This is a genomic window from Paenibacillus pinihumi DSM 23905 = JCM 16419 (assembly GCF_000422505.1).
Taxonomy (GTDB): domain Bacteria; phylum Bacillota; class Bacilli; order Paenibacillales; family Paenibacillaceae; genus Paenibacillus_D; species Paenibacillus_D pinihumi.
This window is the reverse complement of record NZ_AULX01000018.1, coordinates 1-13,689: the sequence shown is the minus strand read 5'-3', so window position 1 is coordinate 13,689 and position 13,689 is coordinate 1. Positions and strand designations below refer to the sequence as shown.

The following is a 13,689-nucleotide window of genomic DNA, read 5'->3' as shown; positions in this document are numbered from 1 at the left end:
TATCTATGGAGGCGAGGGGAGTCGAACCCCTGTCCGAAGATCACGCCACAAAGGCTTCTACGGGTGTAGTCACAGATTTGATGTCACCCTAACAAGCGCCCCGTAACCGGCTATCGCTAGGGTCAGCCTGATTGTCTTCTTCCGTTTGACCCCAGGCGGAGACCAAACGGCGTATCCCACTAAGAGTGAGCCCCTATTCTAACACATGGGCGATGCTAGGCAGGAGCTTAGCATACAGGTTATTAAGCTGCTGCTAAAGTTGTACGTTGGTTGCCATTTAATAGGCTTTAGCGTTGATAAAGCGGCCGCGTCCCCACTACCCGCAACCCTTGCTCGTACTATCCCCGTCGAATCCAAAAAACGCCCCCGAGTTATAAAGGCGCTCCGTTTCGGGGCAGCCTGCCATGCAGCATCGTTCACTGCACTAGCCGCTTGCTAAATACCGAGCAGGTGCTCAACGGCACTCGCACATGCATGACGTACATTCATACATGACGTATATCACCGTCATATATATAGTATAACACGTTTCCCTTCGTCTTGCTCGGAGGATTACTGGTACCGGTAGCGACTACTGGAAACATTGCTATTCTCATGTTTTGCAACAAAAATCCGCCAATATTATCTGGCGACCTTCTGCTTCTCGCGCAGTGCACGCTGGATATCACGCTGTGCGTCACGCTTCGCCGCGGTATCGCGCTTGTCATACTGCTTCTTACCTTTACCAAGGCCAATTAGCAGCTTCGCATAACCATTCCGCGTGTAAATCTTCAGTGGAACAATTGCATAACCTTCCTGCTTCGACTGCCCAAGCAGCTTATGAATCTGCACCTTGTGCAGCAGCAGCTTGCGCGCTCTGGACGGGTCCGGATTATGCCGGTTCCCCTGCTCGAACGGACTGATATGCATGTTGTGAATGAAAATCTCGCCATTACGAATCGTTGCAAATGCATCGCTAATGTTAGCTCTGCCTTGACGCAAAGACTTGATTTCTGTTCCCGATAAGACCATCCCTGCTTCATAAGTTTCTTCAATGAAGTAATCATGGGAAGCCTTCTTATTCTGGGCGAGCGGACGATCATTACTCTTATTCTTACCCATGAATTATTCACTCCTTTTCTTATGAAGTCAGCATGATTGCAAACCTTGCCGGACAGGGTGCATATATCCCCATCATTATAGCAGGAAAACAATGGACTCCTAATGGTATCAGGAGTCCATTGTAACAAGTTTATAATTGGAAATCAAGCACTGCTGTCCGGATTCACCTTATTCCTTGCAACAGTTACTGGCGCTTGCTTTTCTTTCTCACAAAGGCCGCCATACTGGTACCCGTGCCTTTCTTCTTGCGCTTCGGCTTCGCAGCAGCATCGCTGCCCTCAGCCCCGGCACTCCCGCTTCTGCTGCGGGGAGCATCGCCAGAACCGTCCTCACCGCCGCGCTGGGCTTGCGCGGTTATCGGCAAGCCCCACATATCCTTGCGTCCGCCTGAACGGCCGGACGCCCTGCTGCCGCGACCAGCTCCGCCTTGGCCGCCATAACCGCCTCGCGCCCCGCCTTCGGCTATGCGGTCGCTCTGCCGTTCCGGCCCTGCCGGCCTGCCGTTCCGGCCGCCTGCCCGGTCACCTCCGCGCCCGCCGCTGCTGCGGCGCGTCGGCGCAGGCACAGCCTTGCCGCTCTCGTTCAGAGCCTTCGCAGCGGCATCAATCCAATCGCCGCCCTGCTGCGCCTTTTCGCTGCCCTGCTTGCGTGGCGGCTTTGCAGCCGTCCACTGCTGCTCTTCTTCAGGACTCGCCCAGTTCGTCGGCGCTTGCACCTGGGAAGCATCCGCTCCGGCAGCACCCCTCTGGCCTCTTTTCCTTCTTCCGGAACCTCCGCCGGACGGCGTTTCTGCATGTTGCATCCGCTCACCAGCCCCAGGTCCACCCGGAGCAAGCCGTAACGCATCATTACCCTGTGCACCTTTTTTGTCCTGCTTGCCATTGCTGGACCAGCCAGCCCCTTTCGCCGGGCCGCCCCGTTTGCCGCCTGCTCCGGCAGCAGTGCCAGTGCCTGCTGAAGGCCGCTCCCTGAAGCCTTTGCCGGGCTTTCCTTTACCGTCACGGCCGTTTTGCTCTTTGCCGCCTCTTGGGGCGAGCTTGCCCTTACCGCCCTTCCCTTTCCAGAACTCCCCGCCGCTGCGGGACTTGGCATCGACCATTTCAAAATCAATCGTATGCTCGTTCATGTTAACCCGGGAGACCCGAATTTTGACTTCATCGCCAATGCGGTAGACTTTCGAGGTCCGCTCTCCAACCAGGGCCATATGCAGTTCATGGAAATGGTAATAGTCATCATGCAGATCACTCAGGCGGATCAAGCCTTCAACGGTATTATCCAGCTCGACGAATATGCCGAAGCTCGTAACACTGCTGATAATGCCCTCGAATTCCTCGCCGACCTTGTCCAACATGAATTCGCATTTTTTAAGCTGATCTGTATCACGCTCGGCATCAACCGCCACACGTTCACGCTCCGAGGAATGCTGGGCAATATCCGGCATCCGGGCTTCCAGTGCTTCCTGACGGACCGCCGGCAAGCTTCCTTTATTCTCCAGCACCTCACGAATGACCCGGTGAATGACCAGGTCGGGGTAACGCCGGATCGGGGACGTAAAGTGCGAATAGAACTCCGCCGCGAGGCCGAAGTGCCCCAAGCTTTGCGCATCGTACTTCGCCTGCTTCATCGAACGCAGCATCATTGTCGAGATCACAGTCTCTTCCTTGACACCTTTAATTTCCTCAAGCAAGGTTTGCAATGCACGCGGATGGACAGTATTCGCTTTGCCTCTGACGGTATAACCCAGGTTGGAGGCAAACTGCACAAAATGCATTAGCTTCTCGGCATCCGGATCCTCATGAATCCGGTACAGGAACGGAACACGCAGCCAGTGGAAATGCTCAGCAACCGTCTCATTTGCAGCAAGCATGAATTCCTCGATAATCTGTTCTGCTACCGAACGCTCCCGTTTCACAATATCCGTCGGCTTGCCATCCTGATCGACAAGGACTTTGGACTCCTGAAAATCAAAATCGATTGCCCCGCGCTTCATGCGCATCGAGCGGAGCCGCATGGCCAGTTGTTCCATCAGCTTGAACATATCAACGAGATCCGCGTAGCGTTCCTTGACTTCCTCGTCTTCATCCTGCAAAATTTTGCGGACATTCGTATACGTCATACGCTCCTTGGTGCGGATTACACTCGTGAATACGTCATGGCGGACACGCTTTAAAGTTTTTGCATCAAATTCCATTTCACAGGACATCGTCAATCGGTCAACCTGTGGATTCAATGAGCAAATGCCATTGGAAAGCCGGTGCGGCAGCATCGGAATGACCCGGTCCACCAGATAGACGCTGCATCCGCGGCGGAAAGCTTCCTGATCAAGAGCAGACTTCTCCCGCACGTAATAGCTTACATCCGCAATATGTACCCCAAGCAAATAGTTGCCGTTCTCCAAAATTTCCACGTTAACCGCATCATCAAGGTCTTTCGCATCTTCACCGTCTATGGTGACGATTACCTTGTCACGCAAGTCACGACGTCCCTGCTGAATAATCTCCTCTTCCGTAATGGAATCCGGAGCACTCTCCGACTCAGCCAGCACTTCATCCGGGAAGCCTTCCGGCAGCTGATGCTTGCGGATAATCGATAGAATATCGATTCCCGGGTCATCCTTGTGTCCCAGCACTTCTACGATTTCGCCTTCTGCCGCCGATCTGCCTTCAGGGTAAGAAACGATGCGCACAACAACCTTTTGGCCGGTCACCGCGCCCTGGAAGCCTTCTTTTGCTATGAAAATATCCCGGTTAATCCGTTTATCATCCGGCAATACAAAGCCATACGTTTCATGGCTCTCAAAGGTACCGACCACCTGTGTCACTGCGCGCGTGACAACACGCACAACCTCGCCTTCCATGCGGCCGCCGCCCTGGCTCTGGGCGGTAACACGGACTAGCACAATATCCCCGTTCATCGCACTCTTCAAGTCATTCGCATGCAGATAGATATCCGGTTGCGTTTTATCATCCGGAATCAGAAAAGCAAAGCCCTTCGCATGGGCTTGAACCCGGCCCCGTACCAAGTTCATGCGCTCGGGGACACCATAGCGGTCATTGCGCGTACGCAAAATTTGGCCCGACTCCTCGAGCTGATTCAGAAGCTTCAAAAAAGACTTGATTTCCTCAGCATCCTCCGTTCCCCAATGCTGCTCCAGCTCCTGATAGGTCATCGGCTTATAAGCGGTCTCCCGCATAAAATCAAGCAGTTCCTGTTCTGTTACCATAATCTCTCTTCTCACCAGCCTGCCCTGTATATTGAGGTCATTGCATACCTAAACAGCAATTTCATTTACACATCTATCCGTAAGTATATACAAAAACCTGGTCTGTCATCCGTTTCATCACTGCACGCAGGTCATCCTTTATACTTGCAAATTAAAAAGCGGTTTCAAAATAAGGAATGGAAGTTTATTATCTTTTCACACCATTTCATACCTTTGAAACAAAAAAAGCGGGGGACTCCCCGCTTTTTGCTTGTTATTCTGTACGTTAAGAAGCCTTGACCAAATAAGCCACAGTCAATGACAATAGGAAAAACCCGACAGCCAGTACAACAGTTAAACGCTGCAAAAACAGATCCAGACCGCGAGCCTTTTGTTTTCCGAACAAATGCTCAGCTCCGCCCGAGATTGCTCCGGACAATCCAGCGCTTTTCCCTTTTTGCAAGAGAACAGCCGTAATCAGTCCCAGCGAGAAAATCACCAACAGAATCTTCAATGCAACCACAGTTCCACCTCCTGCTTCAGGAGCTATAAAGCTAACCCAAGCCATATCAAAACATACTATCCTCAGTTTATCATAAACAATAGCCTAATGGCAATTCCAAAATCCGGTGCCATCGCCGCTCCACTCCCTTTTTTATACCAATCCCCGGCTTTTAAAATAAAGCAGACTCAGCTTCGCACTATCCATCGAAGAAACCTCAAACTGCTCCTGGGTTACAATAAAATACTGTACACCGGCAGGGTCAGCTTCCTTGAATACCTGATTAAAATTCACAATCCCGTTCCCGATTTCGGTGTCCTTGCGCTGCTGCCCCAAATCTCTGAAATGAATCAACGGCACCCGTCCCGCATATGTCCGTATGTATTCCGCAGGCTTGTATCCGGCTATATAAACCCAGCCCAAATCCAGCTCCAAAAACATTAGTTCTGACGGAATTCTGTGCATCAGATGATCAATTATCGGCTTGCCATTAACAGAGATGAATTCACCCACATGGTTATGATAGCCGTATTTCAAACCTGCGGCATGTACCTGCAAAGCCACTTTTTCAATAACTGATGCCAGATGGTCTACGTCGTCCATTGCAGGATTTTCCTGAATCGGCACCCAGGGTGTCACAATATTGGGGATACCCAGTTGCTGAGCATAGTCAATTTCTCTGGCTAAATCCCTGCCCATATTTTTAAGATCCTGCCAGTTGATGCTATAATGGCTGCCTATGGCCTCCAGCCCGGATTCCGACAGTGCCTTTTTGACTTCACTGATTTTGGCCCCATAATAACCTGAAAATTCAATAGCCGGATACCCCATTTCTCCCGCCCGTTTAATCACCCCTAATAAATCCTTTTGGGCAAAATCCCGCAGCATGGAGAGCTGTAGTGCAACTTTTGCCATAATCACATGCCTCCTGAACCCATCGTATCGCCTTTGCTTCTAGTATGAGATGAAGACAGCAGAAGCATACCCGCTTTAACTTTGAATATTCAATAATTTGGTATCAAAAAAAAGCATGCAGCAGTTGCGTAATAGACAAAAAAATATCCCCGCACCGCTTGAAGCGGCACAGGGATACTTTTCAGTCTGATAAAAAAGACTTATTTTTTAAAGTTTTTCAGGTTGTAGAATGCAGCTTTTCCGCCGTAGATTGCAGTGGAGCCCAGTTGATCTTCGATACGAAGCAATTGGTTGTATTTCGCAACACGGTCTGTACGGGAAGGAGCACCTGTTTTGATTTGGCCAGCGTTAGTTGCAACTGCGATGTCAGCGATTGTGCTGTCTTCGCTCTCACCGGAACGGTGGGAGATAACAGCTGTGTAACCAGCGCGTTTTGCCATTTCGATTGCATCGAAAGTTTCAGTCAATGTACCGATTTGGTTAACTTTAACCAGGATAGAGTTACCTACGCCTTGGTCGATACCGCTGGACAGACGCTCCGTGTTTGTAACGAACAGGTCGTCACCAACGAGTTGAACTTTGTCTCCCAGTTTCTCAGTGAGCAATTTCCAACCTTCCCAGTCGTCTTCGGAACAACCGTCTTCGATCGAAATGATTGGGTATTTGTCTACCAGGGAAGCCAGGTAGTCTACGAACTCAGCGGAAGTGAAGGAACGGCCTTCGCCTTCCAGATGGTATTTGCCGTCTTTGAAGAACTCAGTGGAAGCAACGTCCATACCCAGGAATACATCTACACCCGGCTTGTAGCCTGCTTTTTCGATAGCAGCAATAATTGTAGTAATTGCTTCTTCGTTGGAGCTCAGGTTAGGAGCGAATCCACCCTCGTCACCTACAGCAGTGTTCAGGCCTTTGTCTTTCAGAACAGCTTTCAGGCTGTGGAAAATTTCTGCACCGATACGCAGAGCTTCTTTGAAGCTTTCAGCACCTACAGGCAGAACCATGAACTCTTGAACATCAATGTTGTTGTCAGCATGCTCGCCGCCGTTTACGATGTTCATCATTGGTACTGGCAATGTTTTGGAGTTGAATCCGCCCAGGTAAGTGTACAAAGGCACATCCAGAGCATCAGCAGCAGCACGGGCAACAGCCATGGAAACAGCCAGGATTGCGTTAGCACCCAGGTTGCCTTTGTTGTGCGTACCATCGATTTCGATCATTTTGCGGTCGATAGCTACTTGATCCACTGCATCCAGACCGATAATTTCAGGAGCGATAGATACATTTACGTTCTCAACAGCTTTCAGAACGCCTTTACCCAGGTAACGGCTTTTGTCGCCGTCACGAAGCTCAACAGCCTCGTATGCGCCAGTGGAAGCACCGGATGGTACGATTGCACGGCCTTTGCCGCCGGATTCAAGTGTAACTTCTACTTCTACAGTTGGGTTACCACGGGAGTCAAGCACTTCGCGTGCATACACATCAGTAATGATAGACATGAAAAAAAACACTCCTTTATTATCGTTAATTTTTTGGTTTACTCGGAAATCAGGGTTTTGCCTGTCATTTCTTTCGGTTGCGGAAGCTGCATCAGATCCAGAATGGTAGGTGCGATATCAGCCAGAATTCCGCCTTCACGCAATTTGGCATCCTTGGAAGTGATAATCAGAGGAACCGGGTTTGTCGTGTGCGCCGTGAATGGACGCTCATTATCATCCAGTACCAGATCCGCATTACCATGGTCAGCAGTAATGATGCACACGCCGCCTTTTGCCAAAACAGCCTCAACCACTTTGCCCATACACTCATCTGTCACTTCAACCGCCTTGATCGTCGGCTCCAGCATGCCGGAGTGACCTACCATATCAGGGTTAGCGAAGTTCAGAATGATGGCATCATGCTTGTCTGCTTCGATTTCCTTCACAGCTGCCTCAGCAACCTCATAAGCGCTCATCTCAGGCTTCAGGTCATACGTTGCAACCTTAGGCGAATTAATGAGGATACGGGTCTCTCCAGGCAGCTCAACATCGCGTCCGCCGCTGAAGAAGAACGTTACGTGAGGATACTTCTCGGTTTCGGCAATACGCAATTGCTTCTTGCCATGCTGAACGAGAACTTCACCCAGCGTGTTGTCGAGGTTTTTCGGCTTATAAGCAACCAGGCCGCCGACAGTCTCGCTGAACAGTGTCAGACATACAAAGTACAGGTTTCTCGGACACTTCTCTCCGCGGTCGAAGCCCGGGAACTCGTCATTCGTAAATACCTGTGAGAGCTGAATCGCACGGTCAGGACGGAAGTTGAAGAAGACAACAGCATCTTCAGATTCAACCGTTGTGACCGGTTGGCCGTCTTCACCAACGATGACAGAAGGAACGATGAACTCATCATATACTTTGCCCTCATACGATTGTACAATAGCTTGAACCGGATCGACAAATGCAGGTCCTTCCCCATATACCATTGCACGGTAAGACTTTTCCACACGATCCCAGCGCTTGTCGCGGTCCATTGCATAGTAGCGCCCATGAACCGTAGCAATTTTACCTACGCCTGTCTCTTCAATCTTCGCTTGCAAGGACTCCATGAAGTCTTTACCGCTATCGAATGAAACGTCACGTCCATCCATGAATGCATGAATGTACACATCGTGGAAATCCTGTTTTTTCGCCAGCTCAAGCAGCGCGAACAAATGTGCAATGTGGCTGTGTACGCCCCCGTCAGAGAGCAAGCCATACAGGTGCAGCTTCTTTTTGTTCGCTTTGGCATGATTGATTGCGCCGAGGATGGTTTCGTTCTCGTAGAAATCCCCTTCACGAATCGACTTCGTAATCCGGGTCAGATCCTGGTACACAATACGTCCTGCACCGATATTGAGATGTCCAACCTCGGAGTTGCCCATTTGCCCTTCCGGCAAACCTACCGCTTCCCCGCAAGCCGTCAGCGTCGTATGCGGGAAATTGGCCAAATAACGGTCATAATTCGGCTTGTTCGCTTGTGCCACAGCATTGCCGTGTTCAGTATCACGAAGACCGAAGCCATCCATAATAATTAACGCTACTGGTTTTGGCGCTGTCATCTTACTTAGCCCCCTGAACAAGCTCAATGTATGAAGCAGGCTCCAGGCTCGCGCCGCCTACCAATGCACCGTCAATGTTCGGTTGTGCCATATATTCCTTGATATTGTTCGGTTTAACGCTGCCGCCGTATTGAATGCGTACCGCATCAGCCGTTTCTTGATTGTACAAGCCTGCAACAACACCACGGATATATGCAATTACATCCTCAGCATCAGCAGCGGTAGAGGATTTGCCTGTACCGATCGCCCAGATTGGCTCATAAGCAATGACAACCTGTGCCGCCTGCTCAGCCGACAGGCCTTGGAATGCAGCTGTCGTTTGTACGTTACAAACTTCCTTCGTTTGATCCGCTTCACGCTCTTCGAGCTTTTCGCCTACACAAACGATTGGAGTGATCCCGTGCTTGAACGCTGCATGAACTTTTTTATTTACAATTTCATCAGTTTCCGCAAAATAGGCGCGACGCTCGGAGTGGCCAATAATCGCATATGAAACATTCAAATCCTTCAGCATAACGCCGCTGATTTCACCGGTATATGCGCCATTGTCCTCAAAATGAAGATTTTGTGCGCCGATGCCAATCTTTGTGCCCTGAGCTGCTTTTGTCAAAGCAGGCAGCGCAATGTAAGGTGCGCAAATGACACTGTCAACGCCCTCTACTTCAGCCTTGCCCTTTACTTCAGCCAGGAAGGCCTCTGCCTCCGAAACTGTCTTGAACATTTTCCAGTTGCCCGCAATAATCGGTTTTCTCACTTACGTACACGTCCTTTCCATTTTGAGAAGGGTAAGCCTAGCGAAAAATAAACTCCATGTTCTATAATAGCCTATTTTTCGCGTTAAAACGACGTCATTTTCATTAAAGAAAATGCGTCGCACATTTGTTGGAATGACAAGGCTGCTTATTGGCACTCAGGCCATCCATCAGCCTTGTCATTTAATAAAGCAGATCTTATTTATCGTTAAGAGCTTCTACGCCCGGCAATTTCTTGCCTTCCATGAATTCCAGGGAAGCGCCGCCGCCTGTGGAGATATGGTCCATTTTGTCAGCCAGATGGAACTTCTCAGCAGCAGCAGCAGAATCACCGCCGCCAATAACCGTATAAGCCGAAGTTTCAGCACATGCTTGAGCTACAGCGCGTGTACCGTGAGAGAATGGCTCGATTTCGAATACGCCCATCGGTCCGTTCCATACAACCAGCTTGGAGTTTTTAATCACGTCTGCATACAGCTCGCGTGTTTTCGGTCCGATGTCAATGCCTTCCCAGTCCGCAGGGATCGCATCGATGCCTACTTCATTTGTGTTTGCAGTCGGGCTGAAATCATCAGTTACGATAATATCAACCGGAAGCAAGAAGTTTTTGCCCAGGTCTTTTGCTTTCTGAATAAAGCCAAGAGCCAGGTCCAGCTTCTCGTTATCTACGAGGGATTTTCCGATTTCGTGACCTTGAGCTTTGAAGAACGTGTAGGACAAGCCGCCGCCGATCAAAACATTATCTGCAATTTCAAGCATTTTGTTGATGACTTCGATTTTGTCTTTAACCTTGGATCCACCGACAATCGCTGTGAACGGACGGTCAGGATTGCTCAGTGCTTTGCCCAGTACAGCCAGCTCTTTCTCCATCAACAGGCCGGATACGGCCGGCAGGTGGTGAGCGATGCCTTCAGTGGAAGCATGTGCACGGTGAGCAGCACCAAATGCATCATTCACGAACAGGTCAGCCAGTTCTGCAAACTGCTTCGCCAGCTCAGGATCGTTTTTCTCTTCGCCCGCATAGAAACGAACATTTTCAAGCAACAGCACATCGCCGTTGTTCAGAGCAGCAACTTGTGCTTTAACCGCTTCGCCTACTGCCTCATCAGCCTTTGCAACTGACTTGCCAAGCAGCTCGGACAGACGAACAGCAGCAGCAGTCAAGCGGAGAGCTTCCACAACTTCACCGTTTGGGCGTCCCATGTGGCTCGCAAGGATGACCTTTGCACCGTTTTCGATCAAGTATTGAATCGTTGGCAGTGTTTCACGAATCCGTGTGTCATCAGTAATCGCACCATTCTCAACCGGTACATTGAAGTCTACGCGTACAAATACGCGTTTTCCGCTAACTTCAACATCTCTTACACTTTTCTTGTTCATTTGCAAAAACCTCCTTAGGTTATGGGGTGTAGAAGGCTATATAGCTTAAATCATGACATTGTCCCGGATTTGCTGGCAAATCCGGGACAATAAGGTGAGCATCCGCCCGCCTTGGCTAAGGCAGATGCATCACATATATAGGTTCTTACAGACCTTTGGAAGCGATGTAAGCAGCCAGGTCAACTACGCGGTTGGAGTAGCCCCACTCGTTGTCGTACCAGGAAACAACTTTAACCATGTTGCCTTCAACTACCATTGTGGACAGAGCGTCAACAGTGGAGGAAGCTGGGTCGCCGTTGAAGTCGCTGGATACAAGCGGCTCTTCGGAGTAGTTCAGGATACCTTTCAAAGGACCTTCGGAAGCAGCCTTCAGAGCAGCGTTAACTTGCTCAACAGTAACATCTACTTTCAGTTCAGCAACCAGGTCAGTTACGGATACGTTAGGTGTAGGAACACGCATAGCCATACCGTTCAGTTTACCTTTCAGCTCTGGCAGAACTAGGGATACAGCTTTAGCTGCGCCAGTGGAAGAAGGAATGATGTTCTCAGCAGCTGCACGGGCACGACGCAGGTCTTTGTGAGGAACATCCAGTACGGATTGGTCGTTAGTGTAGGAGTGAACAGTTGTCATCATACCTTTAACGATTCCGAAGCTGTCGTTCAACACTTTAGCAAATGGTGCCAGACAGTTTGTTGTACAGGAAGCATTCGAGATGATTGTGTGTGCAGCAGGATCATATTTGTCCTCGTTAACACCGATAACAACAGTAATATCTTCGTTGCTAGCAGGAGCAGAGATGATAACTTTTTTCGCTCCGCCTTTCAAGTGAAGCTCAGCTTTTTCTTTCGCTGTGAAGATACCAGTGGATTCAACAACGATTTCTGCGCCAACGGAAGACCAAGGCAGGTTTCCAGGATCGCGCTCAGCGAATACTTTGATTTCTACGCCGTTAACAATCAGCGCGCCTTCTTTAGCTTCAACTGTTGCATCCAGCTTGCCGTGAGTCGTATCATATTTCAACAAATGAGCCAGTGTGCTTGTATCTGTCAGATCGTTTACTGCTACGATTTGTACATCCGGATTGTTCAGAGCTGCGCGAAATACGTTACGGCCGATACGACCAAAACCATTAATACCCACTTTAACCATTGTGATTTCCTCCTAGAATTGGGTTTGAACTTCATTTATCTCAACACCGGCGGCGCTTTATGCTTCCTGTACCGCTAGTGTCATGATTGCAATTAAATCTTATTAATTATAACTGGTAGTTGGCGATGATTTCCTCGGCGGCCGCTTCGTCCGTAACAAGAATATCGTTATGTCCAAAGCTCATCACTGCGCCGATCGCCTCACCCTTGCTGCGGCCCCCCGCAATGCCAATTACAACTTCTGCATCCTGAATGTCTTCAAGCCGCAGTCCCGCTGTCTGCATCCGGTGTACGACCGAGCCTTCCTTATTAAAATAAAACCCAAAAGCCTCAGCAAGTGCGCCTTCCTCTTTCAAAGCGGTGATCATTTCCTCTCGGACCTTGCGGCGCCGTGCCATTACCATGGCATCTCCGATCCCATGAAACACGATACGCGCGCTGCGGATAACCTCAACAATCTCGCGAATATTAGGCTCCTGCATCAAGGACTGATAGGCTTCCTCACCCAGATGGTCAGGTACATGCAGCAGACGGTATTGTGCACCAATCCGCTTGGCCATGGTAGAAACAATCGTGTTGGCCTGATAATCCACACTCTCGCCCAAGCCGCCTCGTGCGGGTACAAATTTAACACCCTTCAGCGGTACCTGGGAATGAAGCTGATCTGCCGTCATCGCCAACGTTGTCCCGCCCGTTACCGCGATAATATCATCGCCGGACATGGCCTTCTTCAGCGCTTCGCAAGCAACTCTCCCAAGCTCCTTCTTCGTGTGCAGTGAGGTCTCAGAATCTCCTGCTACCACCCACACCTGCTTCAGGTTAAAGTGCCGTCGCAGCTTCTCCTCTAACTCGGATAACGCGAACAGTCCCTTCAACTCAGGTTCAAGCTCTTCCAACAGCCGGATACCAGCTTCGCTGATTTGCATGCCGGAAGTATGAATTTCAAGCAAACCTTGTGATTTCAAAAAATCTGTCTCAGCTCTTAGCACCCGTTCCGACATTGACAGTGAAGCAGCCAGCGCCCTGCGTCCAATCAAGTTCGAGTGTCTGACCTGCTGGAGAATAGTGTAGCGTTTCTTCATAATCTCCATGACGTCAGGCATGAGCCGTTTCTGCAGTTCAATACTGTTGCGCATTTGGCAGTTCACTCCTGTAGCCCGGTTTAACGGGCAGACTGCTATGACAGTTCTGCAACAACACCTGGACATTTCGTGTCCCAGTATTGCAGTTTTAAGTCCCACTAATATTGTATCGAATTTTATCGCAAAGTGCAACCATGCTTTTCATCCTGTCTGAACTTGGCAGCATAGGACTGTCCACCCCAGCCTTTGTCCTATTACCCATTTGCAGTCCGCTGAAAATCACAAAAAAGCAATCCCTTGTCCAGTCTGCCCTATCATCCCGCCTCTATTACGCCAAGCAAAATTTATATCTTTTCTAAATTAAAGAACAAAGGAGCCATCCTTAGCATAAAAATTGAAGCAGCCGAGGCCGGTCGCCTTTGATACCCTGATTTCAACATCCTTTCATCATCCATACAGATTACATTCGGGAGAAATCAGGGGATCAACAGCGATCGGAGGCCCTAACCTTTTACGGAGGAACAGCCTTCCTC

General features: G+C 49.8%; 10 protein-coding genes and 1 other RNA gene. All 11 read right to left on the bottom strand.

Going from position 1 to position 13,689, the window contains the following annotated elements:
* Nucleotides 1-3: 3 nt before the first annotated feature.
* Nucleotides 4-368: a transfer-messenger RNA gene (ssrA, locus tag H583_RS35895) on the bottom strand.
* Nucleotides 369-621: 253 nt separating this feature from the next.
* The gene (smpB, locus tag H583_RS0103830) at nucleotides 622-1,101 is read right to left on the bottom strand and encodes an SsrA-binding protein SmpB (RefSeq protein ID WP_028559310.1); all 480 of its coding nucleotides are present in this window, start codon (nucleotides 1,099-1,101) and stop codon (nucleotides 622-624) included.
* A gap of 184 nt (nucleotides 1,102-1,285) precedes the next feature.
* The gene (gene rnr, locus H583_RS0103825) at nucleotides 1,286-4,324 is read right to left on the bottom strand and encodes a ribonuclease R (protein WP_028559309.1); all 3,039 of its coding nucleotides are present in this window, start codon (nucleotides 4,322-4,324) and stop codon (nucleotides 1,286-1,288) included.
* Between the two features lie 265 nt (nucleotides 4,325-4,589).
* On the bottom strand, nucleotides 4,590-4,826 hold the full coding sequence (secG, locus tag H583_RS0103820; RefSeq protein WP_028559308.1) for a preprotein translocase subunit SecG: 237 nt from the start codon (nucleotides 4,824-4,826) through the stop codon (nucleotides 4,590-4,592).
* 132 nt (nucleotides 4,827-4,958) lie between these two features.
* On the bottom strand, nucleotides 4,959-5,720 hold the full coding sequence (locus H583_RS0103815; RefSeq protein ID WP_028559307.1) for a sugar phosphate isomerase/epimerase family protein: 762 nt from the start codon (nucleotides 5,718-5,720) through the stop codon (nucleotides 4,959-4,961).
* A gap of 200 nt (nucleotides 5,721-5,920) precedes the next feature.
* Nucleotides 5,921-7,216: a phosphopyruvate hydratase gene (eno, locus tag H583_RS0103810; protein WP_028559306.1), complete on the bottom strand. Its 1,296-nt coding sequence runs from the start codon at nucleotides 7,214-7,216 to the stop codon at nucleotides 5,921-5,923.
* Between the two features lie 38 nt (nucleotides 7,217-7,254).
* Nucleotides 7,255-8,793, bottom strand: a complete 1,539-nt coding sequence (gene gpmI, locus H583_RS0103805) for a 2,3-bisphosphoglycerate-independent phosphoglycerate mutase (protein ID WP_028559305.1) — start codon at nucleotides 8,791-8,793, stop codon at nucleotides 7,255-7,257.
* A 1-nt stretch (nucleotide 8,794) separates the two neighbouring features.
* Nucleotides 8,795-9,547: a triose-phosphate isomerase gene (gene tpiA / locus H583_RS0103800; RefSeq protein WP_028559304.1), complete on the bottom strand. Its 753-nt coding sequence runs from the start codon at nucleotides 9,545-9,547 to the stop codon at nucleotides 8,795-8,797.
* A 196-nt stretch (nucleotides 9,548-9,743) separates the two neighbouring features.
* A complete protein-coding gene (locus tag H583_RS0103795; RefSeq protein WP_028559303.1) occupies nucleotides 9,744-10,925 on the bottom strand; it encodes a phosphoglycerate kinase in 1,182 nt (393 codons plus the stop codon).
* A gap of 145 nt (nucleotides 10,926-11,070) precedes the next feature.
* A complete protein-coding gene (gene gap, locus H583_RS0103790) occupies nucleotides 11,071-12,075 on the bottom strand; it encodes a type I glyceraldehyde-3-phosphate dehydrogenase (RefSeq protein WP_028559302.1) in 1,005 nt (334 codons plus the stop codon).
* Between the two features lie 106 nt (nucleotides 12,076-12,181).
* Entirely contained in the window at nucleotides 12,182-13,210 is a 1,029-nt protein-coding gene (locus H583_RS0103785) for a sugar-binding transcriptional regulator (RefSeq protein ID WP_028559301.1), read from the bottom strand.
* Between the last annotated feature and the right edge of the window lie 479 nt (nucleotides 13,211-13,689).

Excerpts from the sequence above, each read along its gene's own strand:
- smpB (WP_028559310.1), bottom strand. The coding sequence starts at position 1,101 with ATGGGTAAGAATAAGAGTAATGATCGTCCGCTCGCCCAGAATAAGAAG.
- rnr (WP_028559309.1), bottom strand. The coding sequence starts at position 4,324 with ATGGTAACAGAACAGGAACTGCTTGATTTTATGCGGGAGACCGCTTAT.
- H583_RS0103815 (WP_028559307.1), bottom strand. The coding sequence starts at position 5,720 with ATGGCAAAAGTTGCACTACAGCTCTCCATGCTGCGGGATTTTGCCCAA.
- eno (WP_028559306.1), bottom strand. The coding sequence starts at position 7,216 with ATGTCTATCATTACTGATGTGTATGCACGCGAAGTGCTTGACTCCCGT.
- gpmI (WP_028559305.1), bottom strand. The coding sequence starts at position 8,793 with ATGACAGCGCCAAAACCAGTAGCGTTAATTATTATGGATGGCTTCGGT.
- H583_RS0103795 (WP_028559303.1), bottom strand. The coding sequence starts at position 10,925 with ATGAACAAGAAAAGTGTAAGAGATGTTGAAGTTAGCGGAAAACGCGTA.
- gap (WP_028559302.1), bottom strand. The coding sequence starts at position 12,075 with ATGGTTAAAGTGGGTATTAATGGTTTTGGTCGTATCGGCCGTAACGTA.
- H583_RS0103785 (WP_028559301.1), bottom strand. The coding sequence starts at position 13,210 with ATGCGCAACAGTATTGAACTGCAGAAACGGCTCATGCCTGACGTCATG.